General features: G+C 67.8%; 14 protein-coding genes. 5 read left to right on the top strand and 9 right to left on the bottom strand.

Features of this window, described 5'->3' with window-relative positions:
• Positions 1–64: 64 nt before the first annotated feature.
• From ABE422_RS05255 to oleC, 3 genes are all read right to left on the bottom strand, one after another.
• Complete coding sequence (locus ABE422_RS05255) at positions 65–220, bottom strand: DUF1328 domain-containing protein (protein ID WP_019184873.1); 156 nt, start codon at positions 218–220, stop codon at positions 65–67.
• 63 nt (positions 221–283) lie between these two features.
• Positions 284–1,294: a 2-alkyl-3-oxoalkanoate reductase gene (gene oleD / locus ABE422_RS05250; protein ID WP_346465397.1), complete on the bottom strand. Its 1,011-nt coding sequence runs from the start codon at positions 1,292–1,294 to the stop codon at positions 284–286.
• Complete coding sequence (oleC, locus tag ABE422_RS05245; RefSeq protein WP_346462725.1) at positions 1,291–2,946, bottom strand: olefin beta-lactone synthetase; 1,656 nt, start codon at positions 2,944–2,946, stop codon at positions 1,291–1,293. Before oleC ends, oleD begins: the two co-directional genes overlap by 4 nt.
• A 117-nt stretch (positions 2,947–3,063) precedes the next feature.
• On the opposite strand from oleC, the gene ABE422_RS05240 reads away from it, so the two are divergent.
• Positions 3,064–3,492: a YkgJ family cysteine cluster protein gene (locus tag ABE422_RS05240; RefSeq protein ID WP_152154128.1), complete on the top strand. Its 429-nt coding sequence runs from the start codon at positions 3,064–3,066 to the stop codon at positions 3,490–3,492.
• A gap of 114 nt (positions 3,493–3,606) precedes the next feature.
• Here the strand turns inward: ABE422_RS05240 and ABE422_RS05235 are convergent, their stop codons facing one another.
• From ABE422_RS05235 to ABE422_RS05220, 4 genes are all read right to left on the bottom strand, one after another.
• Positions 3,607–4,497, bottom strand: a complete 891-nt coding sequence (locus ABE422_RS05235) for an alpha/beta fold hydrolase (protein ID WP_346462726.1) — start codon at positions 4,495–4,497, stop codon at positions 3,607–3,609.
• Between the two features lie 81 nt (positions 4,498–4,578).
• Entirely contained in the window at positions 4,579–5,595 is a 1,017-nt protein-coding gene (locus tag ABE422_RS05230) for a 3-oxoacyl-ACP synthase III (RefSeq protein ID WP_019184878.1), read from the bottom strand.
• 112 nt (positions 5,596–5,707) lie between these two features.
• The gene (locus tag ABE422_RS05225) at positions 5,708–6,025 is read right to left on the bottom strand and encodes a DUF4156 domain-containing protein (RefSeq protein ID WP_088434811.1); all 318 of its coding nucleotides are present in this window, start codon (positions 6,023–6,025) and stop codon (positions 5,708–5,710) included.
• A 127-nt stretch (positions 6,026–6,152) separates the two neighbouring features.
• Positions 6,153–9,059: a pitrilysin family protein gene (locus ABE422_RS05220; protein ID WP_346482604.1), complete on the bottom strand. Its 2,907-nt coding sequence runs from the start codon at positions 9,057–9,059 to the stop codon at positions 6,153–6,155.
• 341 nt (positions 9,060–9,400) lie between these two features.
• On the opposite strand from ABE422_RS05220, the gene ABE422_RS05215 reads away from it, so the two are divergent.
• Both ABE422_RS05215 and trmL read left to right on the top strand, forming a co-directional pair.
• Entirely contained in the window at positions 9,401–9,880 is a 480-nt protein-coding gene (locus ABE422_RS05215) for a hypothetical protein (protein WP_346482603.1), read from the top strand.
• Positions 9,881–9,923: 43 nt separating this feature from the next.
• Positions 9,924–10,403, top strand: coding sequence for a tRNA (uridine(34)/cytosine(34)/5-carboxymethylaminomethyluridine(34)-2'-O)-methyltransferase TrmL (trmL, locus tag ABE422_RS05210; RefSeq protein WP_346482602.1), 480 nt, complete (start codon positions 9,924–9,926; stop codon positions 10,401–10,403).
• Positions 10,404–10,545: 142 nt separating this feature from the next.
• Here trmL and ABE422_RS05205 read toward each other — a convergent pair whose 3' ends face one another.
• Complete coding sequence (locus ABE422_RS05205; RefSeq protein ID WP_313212637.1) at positions 10,546–11,709, bottom strand: acyl-CoA dehydrogenase family protein; 1,164 nt, start codon at positions 11,707–11,709, stop codon at positions 10,546–10,548.
• 273 nt (positions 11,710–11,982) lie between these two features.
• On the opposite strand from ABE422_RS05205, the gene ABE422_RS05200 reads away from it, so the two are divergent.
• Together ABE422_RS05200 and ABE422_RS05195 are read left to right on the top strand one after the other, a co-directional pair.
• A complete protein-coding gene (locus ABE422_RS05200; RefSeq protein WP_346482601.1) occupies positions 11,983–13,659 on the top strand; it encodes an electron transfer flavoprotein-ubiquinone oxidoreductase in 1,677 nt (558 codons plus the stop codon).
• A gap of 98 nt (positions 13,660–13,757) precedes the next feature.
• Positions 13,758–14,147, top strand: a complete 390-nt coding sequence (locus ABE422_RS05195; RefSeq protein WP_313212639.1) for a c-type cytochrome — start codon at positions 13,758–13,760, stop codon at positions 14,145–14,147.
• A 15-nt stretch (positions 14,148–14,162) separates the two neighbouring features.
• Here the strand turns inward: ABE422_RS05195 and ABE422_RS05190 are convergent, their stop codons facing one another.
• The gene (locus ABE422_RS05190; RefSeq protein ID WP_346482600.1) at positions 14,163–17,735 is read right to left on the bottom strand and encodes a transporter substrate-binding domain-containing protein; all 3,573 of its coding nucleotides are present in this window, start codon (positions 17,733–17,735) and stop codon (positions 14,163–14,165) included.
• Between the last annotated feature and the right edge of the window lie 29 nt (positions 17,736–17,764).

The following is a 17,764-nucleotide window of genomic DNA, read 5'->3' as shown; positions in this document are numbered from 1 at the left end:
AGGCCGTCGTGATTTCCGCAGCGCGTCCCACGCCGGAGAGAGGTGGCGCGGGACGCGCCGGACACTAGGTCCGCTTGCGGAACATCGACACCACCGCCAGGATCAGGAAGACGACGAACAGGATCCAGGCAACGTTGCTGGCAGCGCCGGCAATGCCCGAGAAACCCAGTACCGCCGCGATGATGGCGATGACAAAAAAGATGACGGCGTAATGCAGCATGTCGACCCTCGCGTTGATGCGTGCCGGAGTTGGCGTGGGGCCATGTTCACCAACCTGCGGTGTTCAGGGAGTGATGGAATCCTGTGCGTTCGATGAAGATGCCAGCCGGGCCAGCCCTTCTTCGATGCTGACCCGGGGCACATAACCGAAGTCGCGGCGCGCCGGTTCCATGCTGTACCAGTGCGGGGTGCACAGCTGCTCGGCCAGGAAGCGGGTCATCGGCGGTTCGCCGCGCAGGCGCAGCAGCGGCCACAGCCGCTCGCAGACCGCGCCGATCCGGTAGGCCGCCTTGAAGCTGATCGACTTCGTCACCGGCGGGGCCTCCACCGCGGCCAGCAGCTTGTTGAGCAGCTCGCGCATCGGCAGCGGCTCGCCGTTGGAAATGAAGTACGCCTTGCCGGCGCAGGCCGCGCCCGGGGCCAGGTGTTCCAGAGCCAGGAAGTGGGCGAGCGCGGCGTTGTCGATGTAGGTGGTGTCCACCTTGTTCTGCCCATCACCGACAAAGCGCAGGCGGCCGGCCCGGGCGCGCTCGGCCAGGCGCGGCACCAGCTGCTGGTCACCCGGGCCCCAGATCAGCCGGGGCCGCAACGCGACGGTGGCCAGCTGTGCATCGTTGGCGGCCAGCACGCGCTGCTCGGCGATGGCCTTGGTGGCCGCATACGGCGCCTGGAAGTTCTCGCCATACGGCACCTCGTCCGCGCCCAGGCCCTCGACCGGATGGGTGGCGCGATGGGTCACGCTGGGCGTGGAGGTGTAGACCAGCTTGCCCACGCCGTGCGCGCGGCAGGCCGCGATGACGTTGTCGGTGCCGACCACGTTGGCCTGGTGGTAGCTGTCATAGCTGCCCCACGCACCGGCCTTGGCCCCGTTGTGGAGGACCGCATCGACCCCGGCCACCGCATGCATTACTGCCTGCGCATCGGCCAGATCACCGCGGATCTGGCCCACGCCCATCGCCTGCAGCGCGGGGTAATGGCCGCGGTTGAACGCCAGTACCTGGTGACCGCGCTCGATCAGCCCCTTGCACAGGGCCTGGCCGAGGAAGCCGCCGCCACCGGTCACGAGGATCTTCATGCGTGCTGCTCCAGTTGCGCGGTGGCCCAGACCGCGAGCTTCTCGCGGCCGATCTTGGCGTTGTGGCGGATGTCGACCGGGAAGCCCGGGTGGAGCAGGAAGCGCTCGATGCGCGCGGTATGCGCGTGCGCGGCGGCCTCGCGGCGCAGCCGCTCGACCAGCGCGGGGGAATCGACGGTACCGGGCAGCAGCTCGTAGCACAGCACCGGCACCTGCCGGCCTGGTGCACCCACGCCGACCAGCGCGGTGCGGGCGAGGCCATCGAGCGCGTTGAACACCGGCTCGACCTGCTCGGTGTAGAGCGGGCCCTGCGCGGTTTCCACGCGCTGGGTCTTGCGCCCACAGAACCACAGCCGGCCCTGCGCATCGAAGTAGCCGACATCGCCCATCCGGTGCACGACACGCGTGCTGCCATCGGCCAGGGTTTCGGTGATCTTCGCCGCCGCGGTGGCCTGCGGGCGGTTGAAGTAGCTGTCGGTGGCGGTCGGGCCGGCCACGGTGATCTCGCCCACCTCGCCGGCGGCGAGCACGCGCGCCTGCGACCAGCCCGGCAGCGGCGCGTCATCGATGGCGATGATGCGCACCTCGTTCGGCGCGACCACGCGGCCGACACAGGTGCCCGCGCCGGCCTCGGTGGCCTGGCGGGTGTTCTCCAGCTCGCGGCCTTCGATCACGGCCACCGGCAGGCACTCGGTGGCGCCGTAGGGGGTCCAGAACTGGGCGTCATCGGGCAGCAGGCGGCGGATGCGCGCGACCACGTCGGGCGGCACCGGCGCACCGGCCGAGGTCACCCGGCGCACGCTCGGCAGCGGCTGGCCGTGATCGGCCAGCACCCGCATCAGCGCCGGCGAGCCGAACAGCTGGGTGACGCCGAAGCGGTTGATGGCGTCATGCAGCTTGCGCGGATCGGCCTGGGCCGGGCGGGTCGGGTCCATGTCCGGGATCACCGAGGTCAGCCCCAGCGCCGGATCGAACAGCGCGAACGGCGGGAAGGTCGGCAGGTCCACCCCGCCCGGCGCCATCCCGAAGGCGGCGCGCAGCAGCTCGACCTGGCCGACGAAATGACGGTGGCGGTAGACCACGCCCTTGGGTACGCCGGTGGAGCCGCTGGTGAACAGGATCGCCGCGACATCCTCGCCATCGGTCGGGGCCAGCGCAGGTGCCGCCGTGGCGCCCTGGGCTTCCAGCCGGGCCAGGGTGGTGCCACCCCAGCCCCAGCGACGGCCGACGGTCACCAGCAGGCGCGCAGAGCGGCACCAGCGCAGCACCAGGCGCGCCATGTGGGCCAGGCCGATGCCGATGAAGGCCTCCGGCTGCGCCTCGTCCAGGCATTGCTTCAGCGCGCGCTTGTCGATGCCCGGGTCGACCAGCACCGGGACCGCGCCGTTCTTGAACAGCGCGAACATCAGCAGGAAGAATTCCGGCGAGGGCCGCACCATCACCACCGCGCGCACGCCGCGGCCGATGCCGTGCGCGGCCAGCCCGGCCGCCATCGCATCGCTGCGGGCGTTGAGGGTGCGGTAATCCAGGGTGACGTCATAACGCGCCATGCCGCCGGGTCCGGGCTTGCCGGGGCAGCGGATGGCGATCTGGTCGGGGCGTTCACGGGCCAGCTCGGGCAGGCGCGCGGCGATATTGATGGCGCTGTTCATCCGTTCATTGTCGCCGCTGCAGAAAAATCTTGCGCGCCGGCCGAGGGCGTGGAAAATTCGCGGCCTTCCCACCCATCCACGCATGGCGTGGATCTACGTGTATTCAGCCGGTGCCCCATGCCCCATCCCTGCCTCACCTGCGGCGCCTGCTGCACCCAATACCGTGTGGCCTTCCACTGGATGGAATCGGACGAGGTCACCCCCGGTGGCGTCCCGCACGAGCTCACCCAGGTGCTGGACCCGCACCGGCTGTGCATGCGCGGCACGCTGTCCAAGCCGGTGTACTGCGTGGCGCTGGATGCGGAGATCGGCGTGTACTCGCGCTGCAGCATCCACCCCAACCGCCCCAGCGTCTGCCGTGAGGTGGATGCCTCGTGGGAGTACGGCAAGGCCAGCCCCCAGTGCGACAAGGCGCGCGTGGCGCACGGCATGCCGGCGCTGACACTGGCCGATTGGCGCTGGCGGGACGAGGCGGACAATGACGATGATCATCCCGATGACAACGGCAATTCCCCGGCACCGCCGCAGGCACCGATCGCAGCGTAGTTGGGGGCGCCGGGTGTTATGACGCCGGGGCAGAAGCAGCCGACCAGAAAGCAGCCGACCAACGGTCGGCTCTACCGACGGGGTCGGATGCGACCCAGCGTCAATCCCAACGGCTCAGATCGGGTTCGCGTCCAGAAACGCGCGGATCTTCGGCACCAGCACCTCGTGCTTGTCTTCCAGCACGTAATGCCCGGCATCCTCGAAGGCATGCACCTGCGCCTGCGGCAGTGCGGCCTGGAAGCCGGCCAGGAAGTGGTGGTCGAACACGAAGTCACGCAGGCCCCAGCCGATGAAGGCCGGGCGGTCGGCGAACGAAGGCAGCGCCTCACCGGCGCGCGCCAGCAGCGACCAGGCCTTGTCGGCCGGTGACAGCGGGATGTCCTGCATGAAGCGGATGGTGCTGATGCGGTTGGCGTAGCTGTTGTACGGCGACACATAGGCGCGGCGCACCTCGGCCGGCATCTTCCGCTCCACGCCCAGCCACGAGGCACCGGACGAGAAGGCGTTGAAGGTGCGGATGATCCACTCACCCACCGTCCAGTGGCGGCCCAGCGCGATCTGCCACGGCATCTTCTTCGCGGCCGGCATCGGGAAGGCGGCGGTGTTGAGCACCACCAGGCGCTTGACCTGCGCGTGGTGCGACAGCGCCCAGCCGAAGCCGATCATGCCGCCCCAGTCGTGCACGGCCAGGGTCACCGGGCCGGTGATGCCCAGGTGCGCGAGCAGCGCGTCGAGGTCATCCACGCGCGACTGCAGGGTGTAGTCGTAGTGCGCGTCATCGGGCTTGTCCGACAGGCCCATGCCGATATGGTCCGGCACGATGCAGCGGTATCTGTCCGACAACCCGGCCACCAGGGTGCGCCAGTAATAGCTCCACGACGGATTGCCGTGGACCATCACCACCACCTCGCCATCGCGCGGGCCTTCGTCGAGATAGTTCATCGACAGGCCGGGGCGCACCTCGAAGCGGTGCGGATGGGCGGGGTAACCGGGCAGCTGGGGCATGCAAACGCACCTGTGAAAAGGGCCGGCAGAACCGGCCCTTGATGTTCAATTCCAACGCCGCAGCAGCCTGCGGCGACTGGTTTACCAGACCACTTCGGCCATCGAGCAGTTCAGGCCCGAGCCGATGCCGAGCAGCGCGATGCGATCGCCCTTCTTCAGCTTGCCCAGCTGCTTGAGCTTGCTCAGCACGATCGGCACCGAAGCCGGGCCGATGTTGCCGTGCTCGCCGAAGATCGTCATCACCTTCTTCGGGTCGATGCCGAAGTTCTTGATGAAGGCGGCGGTGTGCGGCTGGCTGACCTGGTGGATGACGAACTGGTCCAGTTCCTCCACGGCCCAGCCCAGCGCTTCACGGGCGGCCACGAAGGTCTTCTGTGCCAGCTTGATGCCTTCGATCAGCAGCATGCGGGTGTCGGTGACCATGCGGTCCAGGTTGCCCCGGCACAGCTGGTTCCACTCGGTGGCCGAGCGGGTCACGCCACCGCGGTAACGCGGGGCATCGGGCACCAGCTCGGTGCGCGCCATGACCATCGCCGCGGCACCGCAGCCCAGGGTCAGCGCGGCCATCTCGTTGCGGAAGTCATCGGCGGTCACGCCCGGCAGGGCCATGCGCTCGAGGGTCTTCTCGTACACCAGGTTGGCGGTTTCACCGTCGACGATCAGCGCGTAGTCGATCTCGCCGCGTTCGAGCATGCGGGCGGCGATGTCCATGCCGTTGATGAAGGCCAGGCAGGCGTTGGCGACGTCGAAGGTCATGCATTCATCGCCGACCCCCAGGTTGCCCGAGACGATGCTGGCCGTGGACGGCTCCAGGTAGTCGCGGCTGACCGAGGTGTTGACCAGCAGGCCGATCTTGTCGGCGCCGATCCCGGCGTCTTCCAGTGCTTTGCGGGCGGCCAGCGTGGCGGCGTCGGAGGCCAGCATGTCGGCATCCCACAGGCGGCGGGCGTGGATGCCCGCGATATCGCCGAGCACATCGGTACGGATGCCAAGGCGATCCAGCGTCGGCTTCAGCCGTTCGTTGATTTCCTTGGACGTCAGCGTGTGCGGCGCGTCGATGTGCGCCAAGCCGGCGATCGATACATTCTTGAAGAGCATCAGTTAGCGCCAAGGCTCAGGCAAAGGGGGCGCTATTGTAAGCCGGCACGGCTTTCACCGCACCTTTACGAATTCACGCCCGGGCGTATGGTCCGGGCGCGGGGTGAAGGGTTCAGCGTGGCGGGCACTGGAAGGCCAGGAAACGCTGGCTGCCATCGGCGGGCAGGCCCGAGGCCTGCACGGCGTTGGCACCGGCGCTGGGCGCCTCGTTGCGGGCCAGGGTTTCCAGCTCCTCCTGCACGCGCAGCGGGTTGCGGTTGTAGAAGCCGACCTTGCTCTTCACGGTCACCACCACCTCGCCCTTGCTCTGGCAGCCGCTCGGCGCGGGTCCGGCCGGCAGCACACGGACCGTCTTGCCGGACGACTCGATCGGCACCCAGGTGCAGGCGGAAACGCTGAGGATCAGGGCGGACAGAAGCAGAATGCGCATGGACAAGGCCTGGCTGGAATACGTAAGGGAGTGTGCGGGAAACAACTGAATCGGGGGTGATCAGGGGCCGGGAGGGTTCCCGGCACCTGAGGGGCGGGCCAGCGCGATGGCTGACCCGCTGTCGGCATCACCGGGCCTTGGGGGCCGCGGCCGCGGCCGGGGCCGCCGCCGCCGGAGCAGCCGGAGCAGCCGGAGCCACCACCTTGCCTTCGGCATCGATCACCTGCACCTGGCCGAGGTTGAGCGCACGCACCGGTGCCTCGGTCTGCTTGAGGTCACCGACCACCACCCAGGTCAGCGCGTTCGGGTCCAGCGTGGCCGCGGCCTGCTGCACCTGGGCCGGGGTCATCGCCTCGATCTCGGCCTTGCGCTGGACCACATAGTCGTCCGGGCGCTGGTAACGCACGATCCCGCTGATGGTCCCCATCACCGCGCTGGCGGTCTCGTAGGCGCCGGGCAGGCTCAGGTTCTGGATGTTGCGGATGCGCGCCACTTCGGCCGGAGTGGCCGGCTTGGTACCGCTGGCGAACTCGGCGATCTCCTTGCGCATCTCCTGCATCGCCTCGGCGGTCTTGTCGATCTGCACCGGTGCGCGGGCGCCCCACGGGCGCTGGCCCAGGGTGTTGCTGGCGCTGCTGCCGGCACCGTAGGACCAGTGCTTCTGCTCACGCAGGTTCATGTTCAGGCGCGAGGTGAAGTCCCCGCCGAGCACGCCATTGGCGATGTCGAAGCGGGTCGAACCCGGGTCCTTGGACGAGGGCACCACCTGGCTGGCGAACAGGTTGGCCTGCACCGCGCCCGGCTGGTCGATCAGGTACACCCGGGCCTGGGTCGGCCGTGCCACGTCCACCGGGGCCTTGACCTGCGGCGCCGGACCCTCGGCCTTCCAATTGCCGAGCTGGCGTTCCAGCAAGGGCACGATTTCCTTCAACGTGGTATCGCCGACCACGATCAGGGTGCCCTGCTCCGGGCGCAGCCAATCCCGGTGGAAATCGACCAGGTCTTCGCGGGTCATGGACTGGATGTCCACTTCATTGCCGCTGCCGGTGAACGGGATCGCATACGGATGACCGGCGCCGTACAGCAGGGTCGGCATCACGCGCATCGCGACCGCGCTGGGGTTGACCTTCTCCTGCTGGATGCCGGCGATCCAGGTGGCCTTGACGCGATCGATCTCGGTCTGGTCGAAGCGCGGCTGGCGCAGCATGTCCGCATACAGGGCCAGCGACGGGGCCAGGTTTTCCTTCAGCGCGGACAGGTACACGCTGGTGCTGTCCAGCGAGGCGGAGGCATCGAGCTTGGCACCCAGTGCATCGGCGGCATCGGCGAACGGCAGCGCGCCGAGCTTGCCGGCGCCCTCGGTGAGCAGCCCCATGGTGAAGTTGGCGGTGCCGGACTTGCGGCCCTGGTCGGCGGTGAAGCCACCCGGGAACTCATAACTGAACTGCACGACCGGGATGTCGTGACGCTCGGCCAGGATCACCTGGGTGCCGTTCTTCAGCGTGGCGCGGTGCAGTTCCGGGAATTTCAGATCCGGGAAGGTTTTGGTCTGCGGCACGCCGGTACTGCGGTCGACCTGCTTGGCCAGGGTCGTGAAGCTGGGGTCCACGGCGGGCACGGTGAACGGCTTGGGCGTTTCCGAAGGCAGTTCGGCCAGCGCAACGCGCGCGCCCGGCTCGACCACGATGGTGTGGTCGCCGGCGCCCAGCCACTTGGCACCGACATCGCGCACCTGCGCGGCAGTGGCCCCATCGATGGTGGCCAGCGACGTGCGGAAGCAGCCCGGGTCGCCTTCGTACACGGTGCACTCGGCCAGCGCGTCGGCCTTGCCGCCGAAGCCACCGATGCGCTCGATGCCGCGGATGAACCCGGCGCGGAAGGCGGTCTTGCCACGGCTGAGCTCATCGGCGGTCGGACCGTCCCTGGTCAGGCGCTTCACCTCTTCATCGATGATCGCCTCGACCTTGGCCGGGTCCACGCCCTGCTTCACGCTGGCCATGATCACGAAGTTGGAGCCCAGCTGCGAGCTGTAGGCGCCGGCGCTGATGTTGTCCACCAGCTTGTCCTGGTGCAGCAGGCGCTGATCCAGACGCGAGGACTTCGCACCGCCGAGGACCTGCGCGAACAACTGCAGCTGGTCGATGTCGGTGGTGCCGACCTGGGCGACGTTCCACGCGCGATAGATGCGCGCCTGCGGCACCTTGTCGGTCATCACTTCGCGCGTGCTCTTCTCGCGCTTGGCCACGTCCACCTTGGGCTGGGCCATGCTCGGGCCGGCCGGGATGTCGCCGAAGTACCTGGCGACCTTTTCTTTCGCGGTGGCCACGTCGATGTCACCGGCCAGCACCAGCACGGCATTGTTGGGGCCGTACCAGGTGCGGAACCACGTTTTCACGTCGTCCAGCGAGGCCGCGTTGAGATCGTTCATCGAGCCGATCACGCTGTGGTGATACGGATGGCCTTCCGGATACATCGCGCGGGTCAGCTTTTCCCAGACCTGTCCATACGGCTGGTTCTCGCCCTGGCGCTTCTCGTTCTGGACCACACCACGCTGTTCGTCCAGGGCCGCCTGGTCGATCGCGCCGAGCAGATGGCCCATGCGGTCGGACTCCATCCACAGCGCCATGTCCAGCGCGGTGGTCGGCACGTTCTCGAAGTAATTGGTGCGATCGGTGTTGGTGGTGCCGTTCTGGCCGGTGACACCCACCTGCTTGAAGGGCTCGAAATACTCGCCGTCGTGGTTCTCGCTGCCCTGGAACATCAGGTGTTCAAACAGGTGCGCAAAGCCGGTGCGGCCGGCCGGTTCGTCCTTGCTGCCCACGTGGTACCAGATGTTGACGGCCACGATCGGCGCCTTGCGGTCGGTGTGCACCACCACGCGCAGGCCATTGGGCAGGGTGAACTGCTCGAACGGAATATCGACCTTGGCCACCGTGGCCGGCTTGGCCAGGACCGGTGCCGGCGCGAGTGAGCCCAGTGCGGCGGAGAGCGCTACAGCCAGCAGCGCGGCACGCGGTCGAAGTTGGACGGCCATTCCGGTTCCTTGGTCATGAAAGTGAAGCCGGATGCTAGCGCGCCGTCCGGGCAAAAGGCATCGGCCAACAGTCATTGGGGGGGAACCGGACGGCGCACACGCCTGCCAGCGGACACCTGTCCGGACGGCGGACACCCCATTTCCCCGAAAAATCCTTTGAAATCAACGTTGAAAAGTTGGCACGCGTCCTGCGTGGTACTGGGCGAAGAAACAGGGATCAAACCGAAACTGACTGGACGCTGAACAAAAACAAGAAAGATCAAATTGTTCTTGCAAGCCCCGAATCGGTGTACTACCTTACTACCACACCACTGCTCACCAACACTAAACAGGACCTCGCCATGAACACCAAGACGCTCGCCATCGCCATCGCCCTCGCCGCCGGCTCCGCATTTGCTTCGTCGGTGCAGGCCGCTCCCGCCATCGTCACCCTGGACACCGTGCAGGTCCGCCCGTCGGCCGACCAGATCGCCCAGGCCGAGGTTGAGCGCACCAGCAGCATCCCGACCCTGGCCGTCGTGGAAGTGCGCCCGACTGCCGGCCTGATCGCCGATTACCGCGCCGAACTGGCCGCCAACCGCCACGTCACCACGCTGGCCGCCGTTGAAGTGCGCCCGACCGCCGAACAGCGCCAGGCCCTGGCTGCCGAGCAGACCCGTGACCGCGGCTACGTCGCCACCTTCACCGCTGCCGCCACCGCCGTCGCCAACGAAGTGATCATCAACCTGCCGACCCTGCAGGTGCGTCCGTCGGCTGCCGATCTGCAGGCCCTTGCCCTGGAAACCGCCGCTGCCGCCGCCTCGACCCTGATCCGCCAGTAAGCCGTAGCTGCGGTCCCCCGCAGCCACGGCGTACACTTCGCCGATGACTGCCACGCCCACGTTCCATGTCGTTCTGTTCCAACCCGAAATCCCGCCGAACTCCGGCAATGTGATCCGCCTCTGCGCCAACACCGGCGCGCGGCTGCACCTGATCGAGCCGCTCGGTTTCGACCTGAGCGACAAGCAGCTCAAGCGCGCCGGCCTGGACTATCACGAATACGCCCGACTGCAGGTCCATCCAGATCTTGAGACCGCCCTGCAGGTGATTGCGCCCAAGCGCCTGTTCGCGCTGAGTACCCGCGGCAGCGTGCGTTACGACACCCAGCACTTTGAAGATGGCGATGCCTTCCTGTTCGGCCCGGAAACCCGCGGCCTGCCCCAGGACCTGCTCGACAGCCTGCCCCACGGCCGCCGCCTGCGCCTGCCGATGCAACCGGGCAACCGCAGCCTCAATCTGTCCAACACTGTCGCGGTGGTGATGTACGAGGCGTGGCGCCAGAACGGGTTTGCCGGCGGGGAATAAGATGCCGTGCCGACCACCGGTCGGCACCTACCGGTGACACAGGCACCTGCCGGCCGCGTAGCACCTGACCGTTGGTGTAGCACCTGACCGTTGGTGTAGCACCTGACCGTTGGTGTAGCACCTGACCGTTGGTCAGGTGACCTCAGAACGCATTGATCCCGGTCAGCTCGCGCCCGATCACCAGCTGGTGCACTGTCTCGGTGCCCTCGTAGGTGATCACCGATTCCAGATTGAGTGCATGCCGGATCGCCACATGCTCGGTGGTGATGCCGGCGCCACCGAGCAGGTCGCGGCACTCGCGCGCGATGTCGATGGCCATGCGGCAGTTGTTCCACTTGGCCAGGCTCACCTGCTGCGGCTGCAGCTGCCCGGCGTCCTTCAGGCGCCCCAGCTGCAAGGCCAGCAGCTGCGCGGTGGTGATCCGCCGCGCCATGTCGGCCAGCTTGATCTGCGCACTCTGCGTGGCCGCTACCGGCCGGCCAAACAGCACGCGCTGCTTGGTGTAAGCCAGCGCTTCATCCAGGCAGGCCACCGCGGCACCGATCGGGCCCCAGCTGATGCCATAACGCGCCTGGTTCAAACAGCCCAGCGGGCCTTTGAGGCCCTGCACGTTGGGCAGGCGGTTACGGTCGGGCACGCGCACATTGTCGAAGAACAGCGCGCCGGTGAGCGAGGCACGCAGGCTCATCTTGTGCTTGATCTCCTGCGTGCTGTAGCCGGCCATGCCCTTCTCGAGCACGAAGCCCTGGATGCCGTCTTCGGTGTGTGCCCAGACGATGGCGATGTCCGCCACCGGCCCGCTGGTGATCCACATCTTGCTGCCGTTGATCAGCCAGTCACTGCCATCGCGCACCGCGCGGGTCTTCATCGCCGCCGGATCGGAGCCGCCATGCGCCTCGGTCAGGCCGAAGCAACCGATCACCTTGCCGGTGGCCATGTCCGGCAACCAGCGCAGGCGCTGTTCTTCGCTGCCGTAGGCGTAGATCGGGTACATGCACAGCGAGCTCTGCACCGAGACGAAACTGCGCAGGCCCGAATCGCCACGCTCCAGTTCCTGGCAGATCAAGCCGTAACTCACCGCGTTCAGTCCGCCGCCGCCGTACTGCTCGGGCAGGCTGGAGCCGAGCAGACCCAGTGCAGCGATCTCGGGGATCAGTTCGTCCGGAAAGCGGCCTTCATCAAATGCATCACCGATGATCGGCAGCACCCGGGTATCAGTGAAGCGCGCCACTGTCGCCTGCACCGCGCGCTCCTCCTCGCTCAACAGCGAACGGATATCGAACAGATCGAACGGATTGAGTGACATGGCATCCCGGCAGGTGGCGGTGGAACAGGCCCCCATTGTGGTCGTTGTGCAGGAAGCGGCCAAGGGACGGCGCCGCAGCGCGGTTGCTGCGCCGCAGCATCCCGGTATCCAGCACGCGCCGACACCGCTCTCATCGTCGGCGATCTAGGCTTACATGCGCCGTGCCGGTACTCTGGCGCACTGATCCACCGTTTCGCCGTGGTGTGACACGCGCGATTCCCAGGCAACCGCCGCCGTTCAACCCGCGGCACTACCCAAGAGTTACGCAGCCCCATGAGCGAAGAAATCAACGTCCTGCCCCCGCGTGAAGTGATGGAATTCGATGTGGTGATCGTCGGTGGCGGCCCTGCTGGCCTGGCCACGGCGATCCGGCTGCGCCAGCGCGCCATCGAGGCTGGCCGCGAGCTGTCGGTCTGCATCCTGGAGAAGGGCTCCGAACCCGGCGCGCACATCCTGTCCGGCGCGGTGATGGACCCACGCGCGTTGACCGAACTGTTCCCGCACTGGGCCGAGCGCGGCGCACCGCTGAAGCAGAAGGTCACCCGCGACGAATTCCTGTTCCTCAATGAAACGGGGTCGCGCAGCACGCCCAACGCGTTGCTGCCGGAGTGCTTCCACAACGAAGGCAACTACATCGTCAGCCTGGGCGAGGTCACCCGCTGGCTGGCGCAGCAGGCCGAAGCGCTGGAGGTGGCGATCTTCCCCGGCTTCCCGGCGGCGGAAGTGCTGTACAGCGACGACGGCGCGGTGATCGGCGTGGCCACCGGCGACATGGGCATCGAGAAGAACGGTCAGCCCGGCCCGGCGTTCGAGCGCGGCATGGCGCTGCACGCCAAGTACACGATCTTCGCCGAAGGCTCGCGCGGCCATCTCGGCCGCCAGCTGATCGCCCGCTTCCAGCTCGATGCCGGCAAGGATCCGCAGGCCTACGGCATCGGCATCAAGGAACTGTGGCAGATCGATCCGGCCAAGCACGAACCGGGCCTGGTGGTGCACGCCGCCGGCTGGCCGCTGGACAACGACACCTACGGTGGCGCGTTCCTGTACCACGCCGAAGGTGGCAAGGTGTCGATCGGCTATGTGGTCGGCCTGGACTACAGGAATCCGTGGCTGAGCCCGTTCGAAGAGTTCCAGCGCTTCAAGACGCACCCGGACATCCGCAAGCACCTGGAAGGGGGCAAGCGCATCGGCTACGGCGCACGCGCGATCACCGCCGGCGGCCTGATGTCGCTGCCCAAGACGGTGTTCCCCGGTGGCGCGCTGGTCGGCTGCGAGGCCGGCTACCTCAACGTCAGCCGGATCAAGGGCAGCCACGCCGCGATCAAGACCGGCATGCTCGCCGCCGATGCGGCCTTCGATGCGCTCGCCGCTGATCGCCAGCACGACGAGTTGAGCGCCTATCCGAAGGCGTTCGAGAGCAGCTGGCTGCATGCCGAGCTGCAGCAGGCCAAGAACTTCAAACAGTGGTTCAAGAAGGGCCAGACCGTGGCCACGCTGATGACCGGCATCGAGCAGTGGCTGCTGCCCAAGCTGGGCATCCGCAACCCGCCGTGGACGCTGCGCCACAGCACGCCGGACCACGCGTGCCTGGAGCCGGCGTCGAAGCACGCGAAGATCACTTATCCCAAGCCCGATGGCGTGCTCACCTTCGACCGCCTCAGCTCGGTGTTCCTGAGCAGCACCAACCACGCCGAAGACCAGCCCAGCCACCTGACGCTCAAGGACGCCAGTGTGCCGGTGCGGATCAACCTGAGCGAATACGCCGGGCCGGAAGCGCGTTACTGCCCGGCGGGCGTGTACGAGTTCGTCGGCAGCGATGGTCATAAGCAGTTGCAGATCAATGCGCAGAACTGCGTGCACTGCAAGACCTGCGACATCAAGGATCCGACCCAGAACATCGTCTGGGTGACCCCGCAGGGCGGCGGCGGCCCGAACTACTCGGGGATGTGACCGGCCCGACCTGCGACCACCGGTCGCAGGTCATCGGATGCGGCAGGCGCCACCGCGCTCGCTATCCTGAGCGTCCTGTTGGACCTGACCGTTGCGCCATGGCCCCTGCTTTCCGATCGACATTGGCGTTACTGGCCTGCCTGCTGCTGGCAGCGTGTTCGCGCACCCCGCAAACGCCGGAGCAGGCCCATCAGCAGGATCTGCAGCGCGCGTTCGCGATCTGCGCCGGCTGCCACACGGTCAGCCCCGGGGGTGTGCACCGCTTCGGCCCGAACCTGCACGGCGTGATCGGCCGGCGCGCCGGCAGTGTCACCGGCTACCCGTACTCCACCGCCATGCGCGAGGCCGGGCTGACCTGGAACGAGCAGACCCTGGATGCGTTCCTGCGCTCGCCGACCCACGTGGTGCCGGGCACCCGCATGGTCAACACCACCGCCGACCCGGAGCGCCGGCGGCAGGTGATCGAATACCTGCAGCAGCAGCGATGATCGGCAGGGCGCCGGTCAGGACGCCTGCAGCTGCACCAGATAAGCGCGCAACGCCGCATCGAATGCGCTGACCGCCTCGGCGTGCGCCGCCACGCCTTCGTCGTCGACGCGTTCCATCAGGCTGCGCGCCTGTAGCGCCAGCGCATCGGCCCCCAGCGTTGCCACGGCCCCCACCAGCCGGTGCAGCACATTCACCAGCGCGGGCCCGGCCTGCGCATCCAGGGCTGCCTGCAGCTTCACCAGATCCTCGGCCGAGGCCGTGCACAGGCTCTCGATCAGCACGCCAGCCACGTGCTCCGAACCAAACCGGCGCACGAGCGCGGCCCGGTCCGGCGGCGCGTCATCCGTACCCGATGCCTGCACCGCGCCGGACGGCGGGCGATCCCCGTCCGGCAGCCACTGCACCAGTGCCTGGCGCAAGGCGCCCAGTGCGACCGGCTTGGCCAGCAGATCGTCCATGCCGGCCTCGCGGCAGCGCTGCAGATCGTCCTCCATCGCGCTGGCGGTCAGCGCGATCACCGGCAGCCGGGCGCTGCCGCGGTCGCGCTCCTGCTCGCGGATGCGGCGGGTCATGGCATAGCCGTCCATGACCGGCATCCGGCAGTCGGTAAGGACCAGGTCGAAACGGGTACGCGCCAGCAGCGCCAGTGCCTGTTCGCCGTTCTCGGCCAGCACGTGTGGCAGGCCCAGCTGTTGCATGCGCCACCCCATCAGCGCCTGGTTGGTGGGATGGTCCTCCACGATCAGGATGCGCCGCTGCTGCACTGCGGCCGGCAACGGCACCGCCTGCGTGTGTTCTTCCGCGGCGCCGGGCTGTTCGTCCACCGGCACCACCGGTACGGTCAGCAGCACCTCCACGCGCGTGCCCTCACCGGGCACGCTGTGCAGCGTCAGCGTGCCATGCATCATCGCCACCAGGCGCTGGCAGATGCTCAGCCCCAGCCCGGTGCCACCGTACTGGCGGCTGGTCGCCGCGTCGGCCTGTACGAACGGCGCGAACAGCCGTTCGCGCTGCTCGGGCGAAATGCCGATGCCTGTATCGCGAACGGTCAGGCGCAGCCGCTGCGCGCCGTCGGCCTCAGCGTCGAGCACCGCCAGCGCGATGCCGACCTCGCCGGCACGCGTGAACTTGATGGCATTGCTGAGCAGGTTGAATGCGATCTGCCGCAGGCGCATGCCATCGATCAGGTGCATGGCCGCGAGCGCGTCGTCGATCTGGATCTGCAGGTCCAGTCCCTTGGCCACCGCCTGTGGGGCAAGCAGCTGCTGCACATTGCCAAGCAATGCGCGCAGCGCGACCGGATGCGGTTGCAGCGACAGCGCGCCGGCCTCGATCTTGGAGTAGTCCAGCAGGTCATCGAGGATCTGCCGCAGCATCTGCGCCGAGTCCTCGATCACGCTGATGATGCGGCGCTGCTCGCCATCCAGCGAGGTATGCGAGAGCACCTCCACCATGCCCAGCACGCCGGACATCGGCGTGCGGATCTCATGGCTCATCGTGGCCAGGAATTCGGATTTGGCGGCGGTGGCGCGCTCGGCTGCCGCCTTGGCCAGCGCCAGCGCGTCGGCCTGGGCGCGCGCATCGGTCACATCGATCCAATAGCCGCTCCACAGCAGCACCCCGTCCTCGGCGTCGTAGGGCAGCGCGCGCGAACGTACCCAGCGCAGCATGCCACTTGGGCGGGTACGGAATTCCATGTCCAACGGGGCGAAGTCACGCGCGGCGCTTTCCATGGCCTGGCGCACACTGGCGCGATCACGCTCGTCGATGCGCGCCATCAGCGCGCTTTCATCGGCCATCGCCTCGGCCGCGGTGAGCCCGAACAGCGCTTCGGTGTCACCGGCGATATACGGCAGCGACAGCCGGCCATCCCGTTCGCGACGGCCCTGGTAGACGATCGCCGGCAGGTTGTCGGTGACGTCGGCCAGGCGCTGCTCGGCACGGCGGCGCATCGCCACTTCACGGCGCAGGCGCCAGTGGCCCCACCCATGGACGAGCAGTGCGGTCAGCAGCACCAGGGCCAGCGGCACCGCCCAGCGCGCGATCCTGCGCCAGTCCAGATCGCTGCGGTACTCGGCCGACAACCAGTCGCTGCGGATCGCTTCGTGCTCGCGCGCGCTCATGTTCAACAGCAGGCGGTCGAACGTGGTGGCCAGCGGCGCGTACTGGCGTTTGACCGCCAACGACAGGCGATCGCTGAATCCTGCCGGCGCTGCCACCTGCAGCTGCGCGGGATAGTGATCACGCACGATCCGATCGATGACGGCCAGGTTTCCGATGTAGGCATCGGCGTCTCCCTTGGCCAGCCGTGCCAGCGCCAGTTCGGCGCTGCGCGCGGGCACGATGCGCGCATTGGGGGCCTGCTGCAGGACATACCCGCGCAACCGCTCCGGATCGGACAGCAGGATGCTGCGGCCATCCAGATCGGGCACGCCCAGCACCGATGCACTGCCACTGGCTGTCACCACGACGTTGGGAACGGTGATGAAGGGCTGGCTGAACACCCAGCCGTCGCCCAGGTAGTTCGAATCGTTGGGGATGCCCATGATCGCGTCGACCTCGCCACGGCGCAGCTGCTCGCGCACATCGAACCAGTCGTGCGCCGGCACCCGCGTGAGCTGCGCCCCCACCGTGCGCAGCAGGCGCAGGTACTCGGCCGAGACACCGCTGGGCCGGTCGGCACTGTCGATGAAGGCCAGCGGTGCCGCGTTCGGCGCGAAAGCAAGGCGCAGCGGCGTTTCCAGGACACGCCGCTCCGCGTTGCCCAGGATCACCTGCGACTGCACCGACCATCGCGGCGTCGGGAGCCAGCGCCGTTCCAGGCGCTCGCGCTCGCTCTCGGCGAGCGCGGCCAGGCCCATGTCCAGCGCTTCAGCCAAGGGCTGCTTGGCGTTGGGCACACCGAAATGCAGCCGCTCCGGTGGCAGGTCGCTGGGGCGCAGCAGGCTGACATCGGTCAGCCGTCGCTCGGCGATCAGGGTCGTGGCCACATAAGCGTTGCCGATGTAGACATCGGCCTCGCCCCTGCCGACCATGGCCAATGCGGCGGCGGTGCTGGCCGCGGTCACGCGCCGGGCTTCGGGAAAGCGCGCGCGCACTTCGTCGCTGGTGACGAACTCGCGCTCGGTGACCACGCGCAGGCCGCGCAGGTCAGGATCAGACGATGCCCGGGTTTCGCCGGGGCGGCCCACCAGCGCCAGTGGCGCATGGGCATAGGGGCGGGTGTAGACCATGCAGCGCGTGCGATCAGCGGTGAGGGTGATGTTCATCACCACATCGACTTCGCCCCGACATGCCGCCTCCAGGACGTCGGTCCAGTCGCGATACATCCGCACCTGCACCTGCACCCCCAACTGCCGGGTCAGCAGGCTGAGATAATCGTAGCCGAGGCCGACCGGCGTGCCGTCGCGCATGGACTCGAATGGCGGCCAGCCGCTGTCGTACATACCCAGGATGATGGTAGGGTGCCTGCCAAGCCACTCGCTCTGGTGGGCGGGCAAGGGAGGCGATGAAGCAGCGGATGCCTGCATGCCCATCGCCATCGCGAGCACGAACAGAACCAGCCAGCGAACGACGTGGGTACGCATGCTGCCTGATCTCCGTAGAATGACATTCC

It is taken from the genome of Stenotrophomonas sp. TWI1151 (assembly GCF_039673135.1).
GTDB lineage: Bacteria > Pseudomonadota > Gammaproteobacteria > Xanthomonadales > Xanthomonadaceae > Stenotrophomonas.
The sequence above is the reverse complement of the archived record's forward strand: the minus strand, read 5'-3'. Positions and strand labels throughout refer to the sequence as shown.